Below are 17,410 nucleotides of genomic sequence, written 5' to 3' on the forward strand. Positions count from 1 at the left end.
GGCCTCGGGCCCGCACTGTCCTCAACCGTCGGACAGGACCGAAGACGTCCTCCACGCGAACGCCCGTGCTGCGTTACCCACCAGGATTCCGTCCAACGCCTGCCTCCCCAGGGCCTGTTCGAGGCGAGGGCGCAACCTCCGCAGCAGATACGGCATGCCCGGGGTCTCGGGCACTGTCGTGTCGCCGCCCAGTAGCAACTGCCCGCCGAAGCCGTCCTCGGTGAGGGCGGCCAGTTGCTCGGGCAGTTGCCAGTCCGTCGCATGATTGGCCCGCGACGGACCGTCGAACGCGAGAAACGCGCCCGCCCGTGCCGCCTCACGCTGTACGACCCCGTCCGGTGAACGGCCCGGATGGCCGAGGATCACCCGCTGCGGCGCGACCTCCAACTCCCCGCAGAGCAGGTCCAGTACGTCGAGAGCCGCCGTGCCCAGCTCCAGGTGGACGGCGATCGGCGCACCGGTGCGATGGTGAGCCAGTGCTGCCGCCGTCATCGTGAACCGGGCATGGGTGTCGATGCCGTGAAAGGCGCCGGCGACCTTGATCAGACCCGCGCGTACGCCCGTGGAGCCGATGCCCTCGGTCAGTTCCGAGACGAAGAGTTCGGCGAGATGGTCCCGTAGGCGGCCGAGCAACTCCGCCGGGTAGTGAGCCGCTTGATGCAGCCCGGTCGCCGCCACCACATGCGAGCCCGTCGAACGGGCCAGCCCCGCCAGGGCCTCGGGCTCACGCCCCATCCCGTACGGAGTCCACTGCACCACTGCCCGGCCGCCCAGTTCGCGGAAGGCGCACAGCCGGTCGGCCGCCCGCTCTGCGTCGTTCAGTTCCTGGCCCGGGAGGAGGGGGCTGCGCAGGAAGAGGTGGTCATGTGCGTCGCAGACTCCCAACTCCGTTGCGGGGATGTCGCCGAGGACCGTGCGGACGGTCGCTACCACTGTCGTCCCTCCCCGAATCGCTCCCGCTCCGGAGCGCTCAGGTGCAGCACCTCGTACCGTTCACCGGGCGCCTCGGGGGCTTCCTGTGCCCAGAGCGTGAAGTGGAGCAGTTCCCAGTGGCGGGGGTCGACCGCCAGTGCCGTGGCGACCGCTCCGGGTGTCTTCGCCAGTCCTTGGCTCTCCTCAAGAGCGGCCTCTACCGCGTCCGCGGGCGCGACGGAGGCCGCGACGGCTGCCCGATGGAGGGTGGCCGTGCGGGGGAGTGCGGCCGACGCGGGCCCTTCCTCGTACGCCAGTCCGGTCCAGTGCTGTACCTCGGGGCGCCCGAAGTCCTGGACGATGCCCTGGAATCCGGGGCCCCAGAGGAAGGAGTTCATGCCCTCCGGCGTCGCCCACAGATAGAAGGGCGCGTACTGGTTCACGGGCGAGTACTCGCCCCGTTCGCGGATCAGGTATGCCTTGATGCCGAGGCCCGGAAAATTGTCCAGGAGGTGGCCCTTCGTCGCGACGCGGTTGCGGATGATCCCCATGTCGTAGTGGGCGGGAAGGGTGATCTCGTACTGCATGGCATGCATCGGGTGCTCCTCAGACCGGGTATGCGGCGACTTCGACCCGCTCGTGCCAGTCGGTGGTGGTGCCGTCCTCGGCAGCCTCGACGACGGCGAGATGCGTCATGAACGTGTGCGGTGCGGCGCCGTGCCAGTGCCATTCGTCCGGCTCGATCCAGACGGTGTCGCCTGCCCGGATCGCCTCCACCGGACCGCCGCGGCGCTGCACGAGGCCCTCGCCCTCAGTGACATGGAGGACTTGACCGCGTGGGTGCCGGTGCCAGGAGGTGTGGCTGCCGGGGGTGAAGTGGACGCTGAACATCCGTAGCCTGGAGGGAGCCCGGGGTGCCGCGATCTCGTCGAGCCGGACGGTGCCGTTGAAATGCTCGGCCGGCCCGGCGGAGGTATCGGGACGGTTTCTCGTGATGTGCATGTGCGTTGTGCTCCTCGAGTGTCAGGCGGCGGTGTCACCGGCGGCGAGCAGCGAGAGCAGTCCACGCGCGCCCGCGTCGAAGGCGTCCGTCGAACCGGAGGCGCGGGCCAGCACATAGCCGCCCTGCACCGTCGCGACGATCGTCGCCGCCACGTCCTCGGGAATCAGCGGACGGGTGAACTCGCCCTGGTCCAGGCCCTCCTGGATGATCTCGGCGAGTCGGCCGCGCAACCAGCCGATCGTCTCGTCGACCGGTGCACGCAACTCGTCACTGGCGATGACATCCGGATCCATCGTCAGCCGGCCGACCGGGCAGCCGCGCAGCACATCGCGCTCGCGCAGGAGGTATGCCGAGATCCGCGCGTACGCCGTTCCCGGACCATCGAACAACTGTCCGGCCGTCTCGCGCATCTGCGAGGCCGTGCGACGGATCGCCGCGAGCGCCAGATCGGGTTTGCCCGCGAAGTGGTGGTACATGCTGCCCTGGCCCGCGCCCGCCCGCTGCTGGATGGCCTTGGGGCTGGTGCCCACATAGCCGCGCTCCCACAGGAGCTCCTGGGTGGCTTCGATCAGACGGTCCGGAGTGGTCATGACTCGACTGTACATACTAGTAGGTACAGAATCCAATGAACTCGGCCCGCCGGCGGAAGCAGCCGCAGATCCGCCACGTACTCCCGAGGGGGTACACGCACGGCCGCTGGCCGTACGACGACTCGGACCCCCTCCCGGGGCCAGGCTCGGAATCGTCAGGAAAACCTGCACGCGAACCCTGAACCGAGGGAGTTGACCGAGATGAACACCCTGGCGTACAGCGGTGGACCCGGACCCTGGATCCTCCTCTTCCCGCTCTTCTGGGCGGCCGTCGTGATCGGCGGCGTCACCCTGCTGCGCCGTACCGTTCGGCGCGGCGGACGAGGCCCCTGGCAGGCCCGTACCACTCAGGAAGCACCCGCCGAAGCGTCACCGATCACCCTGCTCGGCCGCCGCTTCGCGGCCGGAGAGGTCGACGAGGACGAGTACTGGCGCCGGCTCTCCGTCCTCGACGAACAGTTCGGCCGCGGCAGCAAGGGAGGAGTGGCATGACCACCACAGTCCCCACCTCCGAGCCCACCACCACGTCCACCTCTGCCGCCTCCGCTGCCCGGGTCGTCGACGCCGTGAAGCTCTACGGCACCGGCGACACCCGGGTCAGGGCCCTCGACGGGGTGAGCGTCGACTTCCCGGCCGGCCGCTTCACCGCGATCATGGGGCCCTCCGGCTCCGGCAAATCCACCCTGATGCACTGCGCGGCGGGACTCGACACCCTCACCTCCGGCTCCGCGTTCATCGGCGACACCGACATCAGCGCCCTCGACGACCGCAGGCTCACCCTGCTGCGCCGACGGCGCATCGGCTTCGTCTTCCAGTCCTTCAACCTCCTGCCGACGCTCACCGTCGCCGAGAACATCACCCTCCCTCTGGATCTCGCCGGGGAGCGACCCGACCCGGAGTGGCTCGACGCACTCGTCGACACCGTCGGACTGCGGGACCGGCTGCACCACCGGCCCGGCGAACTGTCCGGCGGGCAGCAGCAGCGGGTGGCGGTGGCGCGTGCCTTCGTGGGCAGTCCCGATGTCGTCTTCGCCGACGAACCGACCGGCAACCTCGACTCCCGTGCCGGCCAGGAGGTGCTCTGGCTGCTCGGCCGAACCGTCCGGCAGACAGCCCGCACGGTCGTGATGGTCACCCATGACCCGGTCGCCGCCGCCCACGCCGACGAGGTCGTCTTCCTCGCCGACGGCAGGCTCGTCGACCGGATGCCCGATCCCACGGCGGAGCGCGTGCTCGACCGCTTCAAGTCCTTCGCCCCCCACCCGTCACGCAGGCGGTGACGACATGACCAGCACCCGGGCCTCCGTACGCCTGAGCATCTCCTCGCTCCGCGCCCACAAGCGCCGCTTCGCCGGTACGTTCGTCGCCGTCCTGCTCGGCGTCGCGTTCCTCACCGGGACGCTCGTCATGGGCGACACCCTCCGCGCGAGCTTCGACACCCTGTTCGGCAACGCCACCGCCGGTACCGACGCCGTCGTGCGCAGCTCCAATGTGGTCACGGTCGCCGGTGAGTCCCAGGGCAGCCGGCAGCCGGTGAGCACCGCACTCGTGAAGAGGATCGAGCAGACCCCCGGCGTCGCCGCGGCGGCCCCCGACATCCAGGGCGCCGGCCAGCTCATCGGCTCCGACGGCAAACCCATCGGCGGTCAGGGGCCGCCCACCCTCGCCGGCAACTGGATCGACGACCCGAAGCTCAATCCGTACCGGCTCGCCGCCGGACGCGCCCCGTCCGCGCCCGGTGAGGTCGTCATCAACCGCGGCACCGCCGACCGGGGCGGGCTCGGGATCGGCGACACGACCGTGCTGCGCACCCCCGACCCCGTGCACGTCACGATCGTCGGACTGGCCACCTTCGGCGGCCAGGACGGCATGGGTCAGGTCACCTACACCGCTATGACGCAGGCCGATGCCGAGAAGTACCTCACACCGAAGCCCGGCGAGGCATCGACCATCCAGGTGCGCGCAGGCCCCGGCACCAGCCAGCAGGAACTCGTCGACGCACTGCGCCCTGTACTGCCCAAGGACGTCGAGGCCATCACCGGACAGGCATCGGCCGCCGAGAACCGGGACATGATCTCCGGTGCCTTCCTCAGCGTGTTCACCACGCTGCTACTGGTCTTCTCCGGGATCGTGCTGCTGGTCGCCACCTTCTCCATCCACAACACTTTCGCGATCGTCGTCGCCCAGCGGACCCGCGAGAACGCCCTGTTGCGCGCCCTTGGCGCCTCCCGCAGGCAGGTCGTCGGCTCCACCCTCGTCGAGGCGGCCGCGGTCGGTGTGATCGCTTCCGCCGCCGGTCTGGCCGGTGGCATCGGCATCGCCGCCGGACTGCAGGCGCTCTTCCCCGCCGTCGGATTCCCGTTCCCCGAGGGAGCGCTGGTGATCAGCGCCGTCTCCCTGCTGCTGCCGCTCGCCGTGGGCCTCCTCGTCTGCCTCGGCTCCGCCCTCCTGCCCGCCGTCCGGGCCGGACGCACCGCTCCGCTCGCCGCCCTGCGCGAGAGCGCTGTCGACGACTCCGCGGCGTCCCGGGCCCGTGCCCTCGCCGGGCTCGTGGTGTTGGTGGCCTCCCTCGGCACCATCCTGACCGGCGCCCTGGCCGGTGTGTCCGTCTGGCTGTCGGCCGCCGGTGCGGTGTCGGCACTCGCCGCGTTCGTGGTGCTCGGACCGGTCGCCTCCTCGTACGCCGTTCGGTTCCTCGGCGCCCCGCTCGACCGACTGCACGGTGTCACGGGCCGACTGGCCCGGCGCAACGCCCTGCGCAGCCCCCGGCGGACCGCGTCCACCGCGACCGCACTGATGATCGGCGTCGCCGTGGTCTCCCTCTTCACCGTCTTCGGCGCCTCCCTGAAGGCCACCATGAACCGGACGGTCGACCGCTCCTTCGCGGGCGATGTCGCCATCAGCGCTCCCGCCTTCGGAGCGGGCGGCAGCGGCCTCAGCCCCCGGCTGGCCCCGGCCGTCGACCGGCTGCCGGAGGTCGCGACCGCCGTCGGTCTCGGCAAGGGGGTCGCGGAGGTCGACGGTGCGGGACGCGCGCTGACCGTCACCGACCCGGCCGCGCTCGGCAGGGTCTTCGACCTCGGCCGGGTCGACGGATCGCTGAAGGGGCTGGGCGCGAACGGGATCGCCGTGTCCGACACGGAGGCCGGCAAGCGCGGTCTGCACACCGGCTCCACCGCACGGCTCGCCTTCACCGACGGCACGCAGCAGAACTTCACGGTCCGTGCCGTCTATGGCCGGTCGGAACTGGCGGGCGACTACGTCATCACCCGCCTGGCCTGGGCCCCGCACCGTGCGCAGGACTCCGACTCGCTGATCGCCGTCTCCTTCAAGCCCGGTGTCACCACCGCCGACGGCAAAGCGGCGGTCGCGAAGACCGCGGCGGCGTACGGCAACCCGGATGTACAGACCCGCAGCGAGTACGCGCAGTCCTCGGCCGGAGGCATCGACATGATGCTCACACTGGTCTACGCCCTGCTCGCACTCGCCGTACTGATCGCGCTGCTGGGCATCGCCAACACGCTGACCCTGGCGCTTTACGAGCGCACCAGGGAACTGGGCCTGTTGCGGGCCGTCGGACAGACCAGGGGCCAGCTGCGGTCCATGGTCCGCTGGGAATCCGTTCTGGTCGCAGCGTTCGGCACGGCCGGCGGCCTGTTGCTCGGCGGCGTCCTGGGCTGGGTGCTGGTCAAGGCGTCCGTAGGCACGGGCGACACCGCCCTCGCCTTCGCGCTGCCGCCACTGCGGCTCCTGGTGGTGGCCCTCGTGGGGATCACCGCCGGGGCGCTGGCGGGCTGGCGGCCTGCCCGTCGGGCGGCACGGCTGGACGTGCTCCGCGCGATCGCCGCCGAATAGCGTGACAGCGGAAAGTGGAGCGGGGCGCCGTCCGGCGCCCCGCTCCACTTTCCGCCGGCGCTGCTAGCCGACCACCGACGACCGAGCGACGGAGGGCGTCCTGCTCTCCAGGTACGTGACGGCGTCCGGCTCGAAAGGTCCGTCAGTGGTTGCCCCGTACACCGCGTGCAGCGGTTGTGCGGCGAACAGGGAAGGCGCCGGAAGAGTGAACCAGACAACCTTCCCGGCCCCGCCCCTGGGGCAGACCCCCCAGCTCTCGCTGACCGCGGCGATCAGCGCGAGCCCGCGCCCCGACGTACTGGACGCAGAGGCCTCGCGCACGGTCGGCAGCCGTGGATCGTGGTCGTGGACGGACACCGTCAGGCGTTCGAGCAGCAACTCGATCTCGACGGTGCATGACTTGTCCGGCTGGGCATGCCGGTGGACATTGGTCAGCAGTTCTGTGACGCCGAGCGCCGCATGGTCGATCAGAGGATCGAGATGCCAGTAGCGCAGCTGCGCCGAAACGATTCTGCGGACCTGACCGATCCGCGACGGCAGGGCCTGGAGCTCCACTGTGCAGTGCCTGCTCGGCTCGCTGATCACGGCTGCGACTCCCCGAAATTAGGTCCGGAAGAAGACGAAGGAACGATCCAGCAGATGACTGGCTGCTGATTCGGCTCCGGCGGTGCGGATCACAATGTCACCGTCGGTAAACCATGAGTGATGTGTGACCAATGTCGCTCAGGGGGCACGGCTGCGCAACTCGCGGTGTACCGGCGGCGCCCGGTCAGATCATCCGGCCGCCCGCACTGCGCAGCGTCTCGAGAAATCTGTGGGCCGGCCCGGCCTTGTCCGGACCGTGATTGCGCTGCCCCATCGTCAGTCGGTACCGCGTCCCGTTGAGGCGTGCCACGGCCGCACCGGCTCCGGCGAACCACGGCCTGCCCGCGCTCACCGCCCCCACCGGGGCGCTGTCGATCTCCCGGCCGTAACTGGTCAGCAGAGCCAGCCTGCCGTCCTTGACGATCACCTGCCCCGCCCTCGTGAGCGAACGGGCCCACCGTTCGATCCTTACCCCCGTCGCACTGAACTCCGTTTCCGGCATGACTGCTTCGCCCCCTTCGTAACACTTCTGATGGGCAGTCTGCACAAGCCGGGGCCGACGCGCCAGGGCGCGTCGCGAGTCGATGTCACAGCTGCCCCACCCGCCAACGCCAAGGCAGGGCTATGGACCACCAAAGCGAACGTTTGTGCAGGTAGACGGAATATCGTTGACGGTGGAGAGTGACGGCGACACGAGGAGGAACGCGCTGATGGGCACCGCAATGCACAGAGACGACGGCCGGGCCACGGCGACCATCGACATCGACCGCTCCGACCCCGAGTACCGGGCCTGGCTCAAGGAAGCCGTACGGAAGGTCCAGGCCGACGCCAATCGCTCCGCCGACACCCATCTGCTGCGCTTCCCGCTGCCCGAGGCATGGGGCATCGACCTCTATCTCAAGGACGAGTCGACGCACCCCACCGGTAGCCTCAAGCACCGGCTGGCCCGCTCGCTCTTCCTCTACGGGCTCTGCAACGGCTGGATCCGGCCGGGCAAGCCGGTGATCGAGGCGTCCAGCGGTTCGACGGCCGTCTCGGAGGCGTACTTCGCCAAGCTGATCGGTGTGCCGTTCATCGCCGTGATGCCCCGCACCACCAGCCCCGAGAAGTGCCGCCTGATCGAATTCCACGGCGGCCGCTGCCACTTCGTCGACGATTCACGGAAGTTGTACGAGGAGTCCGCCAGGCTCGCCGCCGACACCGGCGGCCACTACATGGACCAGTTCACCTACGCCGAACGGGCCACCGACTGGCGCGGGAACAACAACATCGCCGAGTCGATCTACCAGCAGCTGGGACTGGAGCGCTACCCGGAGCCGACGTGGATCGTCGCCACGGCCGGTACCGGCGGCACCTCGGCCACCATTGCCCGCTACGTGCACTACATGCAGTTCGACACCCGGATCTGCGTGCCCGACCCGGAGAACTCCTGTTTCTTCGACGGCTGGACCCACCACAACCCCCTGGCCACCAGTGACTGCGGCTCCCGGATCGAGGGCATCGGCAGGCCCCGGATGGAGCCGAGCTTTGTGCCCGGGGCCATCGACCGGATGATGAAGGTGCCTGACGCGGCCAGTGTCGCGGCCGTGCGCACCCTGGAGAAGGCCATCGGCCGGAAGGCGGGCGGTTCCACCGGCACCGGGCTGTGGAGCGCGTTCAAACTGGTCGCCGAAATGGTCGAGCGGGGCAGCACCGGCAGCATCGTCACCCTGATCTGCGACCCGGGCGACCGTTACCTCGACAAGTACTACTCCGACAGCTGGCTCGCCGAACAGGGCCTGGACATCGCCCCGTACACGGAAACCATCGATTCCTTCCTGGCCGACGGCAACTGGCCCGGATAGCCCGGACGGGACGCGGCGCACCCGGTCCGCGGCCGCTCTCAGGCCGTGGGCCCGGTCAGCCGCCTGTCGAGATTGCGTACCGCGTCCCGGAAAGCCCGGCCCACCCCCGACCGGCCCAGCCGCAGGGCGAACCGGAAGGGCGCGGAACCGTCCGCGGCGAACGTCCACTGCACCTGCGTCCCGGTCCCGGCCGGGGTGAGCCGCCACTCCTCCAACAGGGCCAGCAGACCAGGGGCGTTCGACTCGTCGACTCGGTAGACGTACCGCTCGCCGGGTGCCGCCGCGATGATCGTCTCGCGCAACACCGCGCCGCCTTTGAGCCGGACCTCGCGACCTGCGCCGTCCTCGGTGGGCCGGGCCGCAGTCACCGAGGTGAACCAGCTGGGCCAGCCCGCCACATCATCGGCGAGCGCACGGTAGACCACCTCGGGAGGCGCTGACACCTCGGCGGCGAAGACCAGTCGCAGTGGAGCGGACTCGACGAAGTCGAGTTCCACGGAACGGAGTCGGCGTGGCACGGATCGCACCTCCCGTGCGGTCGGCGGCGGGCGGGGTAGCGCACACCATAGCTGGCACATCGTCAGATGTCCCTGTCCACAAGGGCATTACGCGGCAGAGTGCTACGGGGCCGCCCGTGCGGCTGCGATGATGTTGCGGGCCATACCGCCGAACACCACCGAGTGGAACGGCCACACGCTCCACCAGTAGGCGTGGCCGAGCAGTCCGTGCGGATGGAACAGCGCCCGTTGTCGATAGACCGTCCGCCCCTGCTCGTTGCGGTCCACAGACAGTTCGAGCCAGGCCGGACCGGGCAGCCGCATCTCCGCGCGCAGCCGCAGCAGCTCACCCGGAACGATCTCCTCCACGCGCCAGAAGTCCAATGAGTCGCCCACCCGCAGCCGCTGCGCGTCCCGCCGCCCGCGCCGCAGCCCGACGCCACCGACGATCCGGTCGAGCCAGCCCCTCACGGCCCAGGCCAGCGGGAAGGAGTACCAGCCGTTCTCGCCGCCGATGCCCTCGATCACCCGCCAGAGCGCGTCCGGCGCCACCGGCACCGTGAGTTCCCGTTCGTCGCTGTAGAGACTGCCGCCGGACCAGTCGGGGTCGGTGGGCAACGGGTCACTGGGAGCACCGGGCACCGCCGCGGACGACCAGCGGGTATCGACCCGGGCATCCTTGATCCGCTGGAGCGCCAGCCGCAGCGCCTGATCGAAGCCGATGGTGCCGCCGGCCGGATCGGGTACGTACCGGGCGATGTCGCGCTCGTGACAGACCACCTCGTGGCGCAGCGACTGCGCCAGCGGCCGGGCGATGGAAGGCGGCACCGGTGTCACCAGGCCGATCCAGAGACTGGAGAGTCCCGGGGTGAGCACCGGTACGGGGAGGATCACTCGGTGCGGCAGTCCGGCGACCGCGGCGTACCGCTGCATCATGTCCCGGTACGTCATGACGTCCGGGCCGCCGATGTCGAACGTACGGTTCACGTCGGCCGGCAGCTGGGCGCATCGGACGAGATACCGCACCACGTCCCGTACCGCGACCGGCTGGATCGATGTGCGTACCCAGCTCGGGGTGATCATCACCGGCAACCGTTCGGTGAGATGACGCAGGATCTCGAACGATGCCGAGCCCGATCCGATGATGACCGCAGCCCGCAGGACGGCCGTCGGTACCCCGGAATCCAGCAGAATGCGTCCCACCTCGGCCCGCGACCGCAGATGCGGTGACAGTTCCCGTTCAGGCACCCCGGCCGGAGTGAGCCCGCCGAGGTAGACGATCCGGCCGACTCCCGCAGCCCGTGCCTGCTCACCGAAGATCCGGGCAGCCTCGCGGTCCGTCTCCTCGAATCCGGGTCCGGAGCCGAGCGCGTGCACCAGGTAGTACGCCACATCCATGTCCCGCATCGCCGCCCGCACGGAGGCAGCGTCGGAGACATCCCCCTCGACCACCTCGACCCGTTCCGCCCACGGGTGGTCACGCAGTTTCCGCGGCGTCCTGGCCAGCGCGCGCACCTGGTGGCCGGCGTCGAGGAGTGCGGGCACCAGCCTGCCGCCGATGTACCCGGAAGCACCGGTCACCAGAGAACGCAGCTGTGTACCACCGGAGGATTCGCTCACCCGCCCGAGTCTTCCACCGGACCGCCGTACGGGGCCCGGTGGAGCACTCCGAACGGCGGCACCCGGCTACCCGGGTGCACCGCACCGCCACCGGCCCCGCGCAACCGCGGCCACCTACGGATGCGGCCGCGCCGGACGGTCAAGTATGCCGTCCAGCACCCGGCCGAAGACCCGGCGGCCTGCTCCGGCGAGCAACGGATCGGCCCATCGCGGCAGCAGCCGGACAGTCAGCTCCTCCACCCACACCACATGCGATCCGGAATCTGTCGGATACACATCGATCGAGGCCCGGCCCAGTACCAGCGAACCGCGCTTCTCCAGTCGGCACAGCCCCGCGCGCCCGGCTGCGGGCGGTGTCCACCGCACCACTTCCATCGGATCGTCGAACCCCAGCGGCCCCACACCCGTGCGCGCCACCAAAACGGTTCCGATCCGGGTCGTCAGCCCTGTGGGAACGGTGATCGTGGTCAGCGGTACATGCTCCGCGTGCCGTTCCCAGTCCGTCACCCGGCGCCAGGACTCGGCTGCGGGCAGAGAAGTGAAGCGCTCGATCCGGAAGACGGCCACAGCACGATCCTAGGCCGTGCACCGCCCATCGCGAGCTGAGCGGAATCCACGTACCGGCCCACGGTTCAGGAGTCGGCGTCCGCGATGCGGCCCGTCACCAGCAAGCCCGGAAGGTGCTCCTCGATCTCCTCACGGGCGGCGGCCGACAGACCCGCGTCCGTCACGAACGTGTCCACCTGCTCCAGAGTCGCGAACGAACTCAGGCCCACCTTGCCCCACTTGGTGTGGTCGGCGACCACCACCACACGCCGCGCCGACTGGACGAAACGGCGGTTGGTCTCGGCCTCCGCCAGATTCGGCGTCGAAAGACCGGCCTCCACCGAGATTCCGTGCACCCCGAGGAACAGCACATCGAAGTGGAGCGAGGCGATCGCCTGATCGGCGACCGGGCCGACCAGCGAGTCCGACGGGGTCCGCACCCCACCGGTGAGCACCACCGTGGCCGCCCCGGTACGCGCCCCGCCCGCAGCCCCCGACCGCTGCGCGGAGTGGAACACATCGGCGACCCGCACCGAGTTGGTCACCACCGTCAGATCCGGTACGTCCAGCAGCTGTTGGGCGAGCGCATATGTCGTCGTACCGCCGGAGAGCGCGATGGCGCTGCCGGGCACCGCCATGGCCGCGGCCGCCTGCGCGATGTCCTCCTTGGCAGTCAGCTCCAGAGCCGACTTGGCCTCGAAACCGGGCTCGTGCGTGCTGGCCTCGACCACCGGAACGGCCCCGCCGTGCACCTTCTCGATCACACCCTGGCGAGCCAGCGCGTCCAGATCCCGGCGGACAGTCATGTCGGAGACGCTCAGCTTGCGGGTCAGCTCATTGACCCGGACCCCGCCACGCCTGCGTACCTCGTCGAGGATCAGGGCGCGCCGCTGCTCCGCGAGCAGGTTCTGATTCTCGCTCAACGCCGGTCCGGTCCTTCCCACTGGCCGTACAACAGTCTCTTCGGACGGGGTCATCCTGCCACGCGGTGTCGTAGGCCGTCGCACTGGGGAGATTCCGTGAGAGCGGCGCGTACACCGGCCCTCTTCCGTGATTCTGGTGACCGTGCATCAGCACCCCCCACACCGAGAGAGCGAGTCACTCCAGTGCCACCTGTCACCCAGGCCCCGCAGAGTCCGGGGCCCGCGCTGGAACTACTGGTCCATGGCGTGGGCGGAGCCACCCCGCAGGAGATGCTCGACGATCCGCGTCCGGTGCGGGTCACCGGCGACGCGACCGCTGCCATCTACCGCCGCGCCGGGGACATGGACGCCGAACAGCACCCGGAGCGGTACCGCGACCGGCCCATCGCCGAGGCCTACTGCTGGTCCAACCTGACATCCGGCAACGGCTCCCGCGCCCTGTGGCTGTTGTTGCTCCCGTTCATGGTGGTCAACCTCGCCCACTGGATGCGCCCCACCGCCCGGGGCCGTACCCGCGCGGTGCGCCTGTACGGCGTCCTCGTCCGGCTCGTCGCCCTCAGCCTCACGGTCCTGCTGACCGCGGCGGCGTGCGAGGTCGCACTCGATCTGACGGCCTGGCAGTGCGCGGGCGTGCCGGACTGCTCGAACCGGCGGTCCTGGCTGGGCTTCCTGTCGACGGCACAGGGCGGCTGGTGGTCCCAGCCGGGCCGAAGGCTCGCCCTTGCCTCTCTGGTGCCCACCGCCCTGGTGGGGCTGCTCTGGTTCCTGTCCAACCGGACATGGAGCGCGTACGAATCGCAGCGCCCGCTCACCGGATCCGAACCGGATGACGTCGACACCGAGACCGCTCACGACGTGAACACCTCCGGCACCGAGGTCGGCGGTCGCCCGGCTCTCGGCCGGCCCGGATTCTGGTACGGCCGCCGGCTGGTCGCCCGGCTGCGCGCCGCCCACACCGCCGCCGGATTCCTCACCGTCGCCGCATCGGTCGCGGGCGCCGCGGCCCGCCACGACCGCGCAGTCACCGGCCCCGTGCCCGAGATCCTCGGCAGGCTGATCGAGGCGGCGCTGGTCCTGGGCGCGCTCGTCGTGCTCTGGGTCGTCTGCCGCCGCGGCCGCAGCGAACGACGTCTCGACAACGGGCTCGACCATGCCCTCATCACCTATCTGCCCGGTGCCGCCCTGGCCCTGCTCGTCCTCGCCGCGGTGTACGCGGCCTGGTCGCGCCCCGCCTGGGTCTCTGTGGGGGCCCTGCCAGGCGATGTCGCCTTCAGCGTCGTCACGCTCGGCCAGGGGGCGCTCGTCGTCGTCCTCGCGGTGGTGTCGCTGGGCCTGTACCGCCGGACCCCCGAACCCCGCACCGTCATGTACGGACTCGGCGGACCGGCCGTCGCCATGCTCGCGTGCGCTCTCGGCGGCGTCATGACCGGCGGGGTCGCCCAGCGCGTCGCCGACTGGCTCGACGGCTCCGGCACCCCGGGCATGGGCAGGAACTCCGCCATCGAAGGACCGCCGGTGCTGCTCAGCTGGCAGGCCTCGGTCATCCCCGTGCTCCTGGTGCTGCTGGCGGTACCCGGCCTTCTGCTGCTCGTACGCACCTGGCTCGCCGCCCGCGCCCTGGAACCCGAGGTCGACCGGGAGTACGGGCAGGAGCGGCCGGATGCCGCCCGGACCCGGCAGATCGCCCGGATCCGGGCCACGGCAGCCCTCACCGATTCCGCGCCCTGGATCCTCGGACCGGTCTCCGGCGCCGCGCTGCTGCTCGGTGCGGCGGCGGTCGGCGGGGCCTGGGCGAGCGGTGAGGTGCCCGGGCTCGCGATGGAGGGAAGCGGCCCGTTCGTCGAGTCCGTGGCCGAAGCGGCCCAGTCGACCGGCTCCTGGATGGTCGGACTCGGCTTCATACTCTTCGTCACCTGGGGACGGCGTGCCTACCGCGACGCCTCCGCCCGGCGCACCATCGGCATCCTCTGGGACGTCGGTACGTTCTGGCCCCGCGCCGCCCACCCCTTCGCACCTCCCTGCTACGCCGAGCGCGCCGTCCCCGATCTGGCGTCACGGATGTCCGGCTGGACCGGACAGACCCGCGGCAGGCTCGTCATCTCCGGCCACTCCCAGGGCAGCGTCCTCGCAGCGTCCGCGGTCTGGCAGCTGTCCGCCGAGACCAGGAGCCGGGTCGCCCTGCTCACCTACGGCTCGCCGATCGAGCGACTGTACGCGCGCTGGTTCCCGGCCTACTTCGGCCCCGCACCGCTGCACGGACTGCACCGGTCCGTGCACTGCTGGCGCAACCTCTGGCGGGCCACCGACCCGATCGGTGGCCGGGTGCGACTCGACGAGGGACCGGGGCCCGAGGTGGACCGGGGGCCGCTGAAGGACCCCCTGGTCTACGGGCGCACCCCCGAACATCCGCTGCCCGAACCCGTTCTGGGGCACTCGGACTACCAGGCCGACCCGGTCTTCGCCCAGGAGCGGACCGCACTGCTGGACCGGCTGGCACCGGTCCTGCCGCGCCAGGCCGACGGGGAGGGGGCCCAGGACACCCCGTCGGCTCAGGGAAGCTCCGGCAGATCCTCCGGGTAGAGCAGCGTGAGGTCGTCCGTGCTCGGCTCGGCGAGCTGGGCGACCCGGCCCGCATGCCGCTCCACCATCGACTCGAAGGTCTGCCGAGCCGTCCGCCCATTGCCGAAGGCCGGGCCCTTGGGAAGCTCCGTGAAGTACTTCAGCAGCGCTTCCCCGGCCCCGGACGCCAGGTTGTACTCGTGCTCGTCGGCCTGCTGCTCGACGATCCGCAGCAGCTCGGCGGGCTCGTAGTCGCTGAAGGTGATGGTCCGCGAGAAACGGGATGCCACACCGGGGTTGACGGTGAGGAACCGCTCCATCTCACGGGTGTACCCGGCGACGATGACGACCACTGCGTCCCGGTGGTCCTCCATCAGCTTCACGAGTGTGTCTATCGCTTCCCGGCCGAAGTCCCGGCCGGAGTCCTCGGGTGACAGGGCGTAGGCCTCGTCGACGAACAACACCCCGCCGCGCGCCCGGTCGAATGCCTCCTGGGTGCGGATGGCAGTGGAGCCGATGTGCTCACCGACCAGATCGACGCGGGACACCTCGATCAGATGGCCGCGCTCCAGTACCCCGAGCGAGGCGAGGATCTCGCCGTACAGCCGGGCCACGGTGGTCTTGCCGGTGCCGGGGGAGCCGGTGAAGACGAGATGGCGCCGGACCGACGCGGCCTTGAGCCCGGCCTCCTGACGCCGACGGCCGACCTCGATCATGTCGGTGAGGGCGCGCACCTCCCGCTTCACGCTGTCCAGGCCCACCAGCGTGTCCAGTTCCCCGAGGACGGCGTCCGACGCGCGTACCGGCTCGGCGGCGGGCACCTCGGCCGGTGCGGGCTCCACGGCACGCGGCCCGGGGACCGTGCCGAGCAGCCCGGGGGCCGACTGGGTCGCCGTCAGCACGGTCGGGGCCGGGGGAGCGGGGGAGCGCAGCGCGCTCTCGTCGCTGGTGCAGTCCTCCACGACGGGTCCCGCTCCCGTGCCGTCGCCGTGGGCGGCCCCGCCTTCGGCGAACTCGTATCCACCGCGGGAACACCGCTCGGTACGGCAACGGGTCAGAGTCGTACGACAGCCATCCATCACATGGAAGCCATAGCCCTCGCTTCCGGTGACCCGGCAGCTGTGGAAGGTGCCGCGGCCCTCGGCGGAGACGTAGAAACCGGCCTCGGCGGGGGAGGTGACCGTGCAGCGCTCGATCGTCGGGTCGGCGCCCTTGGTGACGATCACTCCGGTCTGCGCGGCGTCGATGGTGCAGTTGTTCAGCGTGCCGCCGCTGCCGTGATCGCGGAACCAGGCGCCGGTGGACGCCTCACGGATGCGGCAGTCGTCGAGCTGGGCGGTCGCCCCGTCGCTCACCGACACCGCGGTATTGCGGACCTGGGACAGATCGCTGTCGACCACATCGGCGCGCGATCCCCGGTCGAGCACGAAGATGGCGTCCGGTACGTCGTGGACCCGGCAGGAGTCCAGTATCACGGTCGCCCCGTCGCTCACCCAGACCGCCGGGTAATCGCCCGTACTGTCATGGATTTCGCACTGGTTGGCGTCGACACGGGTGCCGGGGTCCCAGACAGACAGGCCGTTGCGGCCGAACCGGCGCACCGTGGAGCGGGTCAGGGTGAGGACCGAACGGGAACGCAGATCCACGGCGTTCTCCGGGATGTCGTGGATGTCGCAGTCGGCGAGCGTCAGCACGGCGTCGGTGTCGAGCGTGACCCCGTCCGCCGAAGTGCGGTGCACCGTGCAGTCGGTGAGGTGGGCGGCCGCGCGAGCGGTCACCTGTATCCCACTGCCCTTGATCTCGTACACCTCGCAGCCGACGGCCTCCAGACCGCTGCCCTCACCGGTGACACTCAGCCCCGCACCCGATGCGTGGTGGATCCGGCAGCGCTCCAGCCGCGGATGCGCACCGTCACGTACCGAGACACCGGACTGGCCGGCCGAGACGACCTCGCACTGTTCGAACACCCCGCCTGCACCGTCGAGTACAGCGATGCCGACCCCGGCCGGGTTGTCGACCGTGCAGCGGCGTACGGTCGGCCGGGCCGCACCGCGCACCTCGATCCCGGCGGCCGAACGCGTGACGATCCGCAGATCCGAGAGCTCCGGCGCGCCGTCCTCGACGAGCAGCGCCGGGGCCGTCGAGTCCTGACCCTCCACATGCAGGTCCGAGACGACGGCGGAGGCACGGACGGTCAGCGGCACGCCGTCGACCGGTGCGATCCGAACGGAACCGACCGAGCCCTCGGGGCCGCGCAGCGTCACCGCGCGATGCAGGACCAGATTCTCCCGGTAGGTGCCCGGCGCGACGGTGAGGACATCACCGTCGGCCGCGGCCTCCAGGGCTGCGGTGAGGGAGGCGTATTCGCCTGTGCGGCGCCGCCACCGCGATGTGCCGGTGTGCGTCACCTGGACCGTGCCCTGTGCCATGGCGCTGTTGTGCCCCCACCTCGTGCGTGTGTGATGCCCGTGTCACC

General features: G+C 70.6%; 16 protein-coding genes. 5 read left to right on the forward strand and 11 right to left on the reverse strand.

What is annotated here, in order from left to right; all coding sequences use genetic code 11:
• Positions 1-21: 21 nt before the first annotated feature.
• Genes OG609_RS36590 through OG609_RS36605 form a run of 4 tightly spaced genes read right to left on the reverse strand, consistent with a single transcriptional unit; the run spans position 22 to position 2,505 of the window.
• A complete protein-coding gene (locus OG609_RS36590; RefSeq protein WP_327276750.1) occupies positions 22-933 on the reverse strand; it encodes a phosphotriesterase family protein in 912 nt (303 codons plus the stop codon).
• Positions 927-1,508 (reverse strand): DUF4865 family protein, encoded by a 582-nt coding sequence (locus tag OG609_RS36595; protein WP_327276751.1) that lies wholly within the window; start codon positions 1,506-1,508, stop codon positions 927-929. Before OG609_RS36595 ends, OG609_RS36590 begins: the two co-directional genes overlap by 7 nt.
• Positions 1,509-1,518: 10 nt before the next feature.
• A complete protein-coding gene (locus tag OG609_RS36600; RefSeq protein ID WP_327276752.1) occupies positions 1,519-1,914 on the reverse strand; it encodes a (R)-mandelonitrile lyase in 396 nt (131 codons plus the stop codon).
• Positions 1,915-1,935: 21 nt separating this feature from the next.
• Entirely contained in the window at positions 1,936-2,505 is a 570-nt protein-coding gene (locus tag OG609_RS36605) for a TetR/AcrR family transcriptional regulator (RefSeq protein WP_327276753.1), read from the reverse strand.
• A 201-nt stretch (positions 2,506-2,706) separates the two neighbouring features.
• Here OG609_RS36605 and OG609_RS36610 point away from each other — a divergent pair, with 201 nt between their 5' ends.
• Genes OG609_RS36610 through OG609_RS36620 form a run of 3 tightly spaced genes read left to right on the forward strand, consistent with a single transcriptional unit; the run spans position 2,707 to position 6,360 of the window.
• Positions 2,707-2,997: an SHOCT domain-containing protein gene (locus tag OG609_RS36610; RefSeq protein ID WP_327276754.1), complete on the forward strand. Its 291-nt coding sequence runs from the start codon at positions 2,707-2,709 to the stop codon at positions 2,995-2,997.
• A complete protein-coding gene (locus OG609_RS36615; protein ID WP_327276755.1) occupies positions 2,994-3,785 on the forward strand; it encodes an ABC transporter ATP-binding protein in 792 nt (263 codons plus the stop codon). The genes OG609_RS36610 and OG609_RS36615 overlap by 4 nt, the downstream gene beginning before the upstream one ends.
• A 4-nt stretch (positions 3,786-3,789) precedes the next feature.
• Positions 3,790-6,360 carry an ABC transporter permease gene (locus tag OG609_RS36620; protein ID WP_327276756.1) on the forward strand — a complete coding sequence of 857 codons (2,571 nt, stop codon included), beginning with the start codon at positions 3,790-3,792 and terminating at the stop codon, positions 6,358-6,360.
• Between the two features lie 63 nt (positions 6,361-6,423).
• Here the strand turns inward: OG609_RS36620 and OG609_RS36625 are convergent, their stop codons facing one another.
• Positions 6,424-6,945: an ATP-binding protein gene (locus OG609_RS36625; protein ID WP_327276757.1), complete on the reverse strand. Its 522-nt coding sequence runs from the start codon at positions 6,943-6,945 to the stop codon at positions 6,424-6,426.
• Positions 6,946-7,129: 184 nt separating this feature from the next.
• Positions 7,130-7,447, reverse strand: a complete 318-nt coding sequence (locus OG609_RS36630; RefSeq protein ID WP_093900577.1) for a hypothetical protein — start codon at positions 7,445-7,447, stop codon at positions 7,130-7,132.
• Positions 7,448-7,655: 208 nt separating this feature from the next.
• Between OG609_RS36630 and OG609_RS36635 the strand changes: the two genes are divergently transcribed.
• A complete protein-coding gene (locus OG609_RS36635) occupies positions 7,656-8,789 on the forward strand; it encodes a PLP-dependent cysteine synthase family protein (RefSeq protein WP_327276758.1) in 1,134 nt (377 codons plus the stop codon).
• A 38-nt stretch (positions 8,790-8,827) separates the two neighbouring features.
• Here OG609_RS36635 and OG609_RS36640 read toward each other — a convergent pair whose 3' ends face one another.
• From OG609_RS36640 to OG609_RS36655, 4 genes are all read right to left on the reverse strand, one after another.
• Positions 8,828-9,307, reverse strand: a complete 480-nt coding sequence (locus tag OG609_RS36640; protein ID WP_327276759.1) for an SRPBCC family protein — start codon at positions 9,305-9,307, stop codon at positions 8,828-8,830.
• A gap of 102 nt (positions 9,308-9,409) precedes the next feature.
• The gene (locus OG609_RS36645) at positions 9,410-10,906 is read right to left on the reverse strand and encodes an SDR family oxidoreductase (RefSeq protein ID WP_327276760.1); all 1,497 of its coding nucleotides are present in this window, start codon (positions 10,904-10,906) and stop codon (positions 9,410-9,412) included.
• 114 nt (positions 10,907-11,020) lie between these two features.
• Positions 11,021-11,473: an SRPBCC family protein gene (locus OG609_RS36650; protein WP_327276761.1), complete on the reverse strand. Its 453-nt coding sequence runs from the start codon at positions 11,471-11,473 to the stop codon at positions 11,021-11,023.
• A gap of 65 nt (positions 11,474-11,538) precedes the next feature.
• Entirely contained in the window at positions 11,539-12,375 is an 837-nt protein-coding gene (locus OG609_RS36655; RefSeq protein WP_327276762.1) for a DeoR/GlpR family DNA-binding transcription regulator, read from the reverse strand.
• 270 nt (positions 12,376-12,645) lie between these two features.
• Here OG609_RS36655 and OG609_RS36660 point away from each other — a divergent pair, with 270 nt between their 5' ends.
• Positions 12,646-14,955 carry a hypothetical protein gene (locus tag OG609_RS36660; RefSeq protein ID WP_442818091.1) on the forward strand — a complete coding sequence of 770 codons (2,310 nt, stop codon included), beginning with the start codon at positions 12,646-12,648 and terminating at the stop codon, positions 14,953-14,955.
• Here OG609_RS36660 and OG609_RS36665 read toward each other — a convergent pair.
• Positions 14,925-17,363 (reverse strand): right-handed parallel beta-helix repeat-containing protein, encoded by a 2,439-nt coding sequence (locus OG609_RS36665; protein ID WP_327276764.1) that lies wholly within the window; start codon positions 17,361-17,363, stop codon positions 14,925-14,927. The genes OG609_RS36660 and OG609_RS36665 overlap by 31 nt on opposite strands.
• Between the last annotated feature and the right edge of the window lie 47 nt (positions 17,364-17,410).

Source organism: Streptomyces sp. NBC_01224 (genome assembly GCF_036002945.1).
In the GTDB taxonomy this organism is placed as follows: domain Bacteria; phylum Actinomycetota; class Actinomycetes; order Streptomycetales; family Streptomycetaceae; genus Streptomyces.

Bases quoted from the DNA above. Each gene is read 5' to 3' on its own strand.
- OG609_RS36610 (WP_327276754.1), top strand. From the start codon at position 2,707: ATGAACACCCTGGCGTACAGCGGTGGACCCGGACCCTGGATCCTCCTC.
- OG609_RS36600 (WP_327276752.1), bottom strand. From the start codon at position 1,914: ATGCACATCACGAGAAACCGTCCCGATACCTCCGCCGGGCCGGCCGAG.
- OG609_RS36665 (WP_327276764.1), bottom strand. From the start codon at position 17,363: ATGGCACAGGGCACGGTCCAGGTGACGCACACCGGCACATCGCGGTGG.
- OG609_RS36605 (WP_327276753.1), bottom strand. From the start codon at position 2,505: ATGACCACTCCGGACCGTCTGATCGAAGCCACCCAGGAGCTCCTGTGG.
- OG609_RS36660 (WP_442818091.1), top strand. From the start codon at position 12,646: ATGCTCGACGATCCGCGTCCGGTGCGGGTCACCGGCGACGCGACCGCT.
- OG609_RS36615 (WP_327276755.1), top strand. From the start codon at position 2,994: ATGACCACCACAGTCCCCACCTCCGAGCCCACCACCACGTCCACCTCT.
- OG609_RS36620 (WP_327276756.1), top strand. From the start codon at position 3,790: ATGACCAGCACCCGGGCCTCCGTACGCCTGAGCATCTCCTCGCTCCGC.
- OG609_RS36595 (WP_327276751.1), bottom strand. From the start codon at position 1,508: ATGCATGCCATGCAGTACGAGATCACCCTTCCCGCCCACTACGACATG.
- OG609_RS36635 (WP_327276758.1), top strand. From the start codon at position 7,656: ATGGGCACCGCAATGCACAGAGACGACGGCCGGGCCACGGCGACCATC.
- OG609_RS36630 (WP_093900577.1), bottom strand. From the start codon at position 7,447: ATGCCGGAAACGGAGTTCAGTGCGACGGGGGTAAGGATCGAACGGTGG.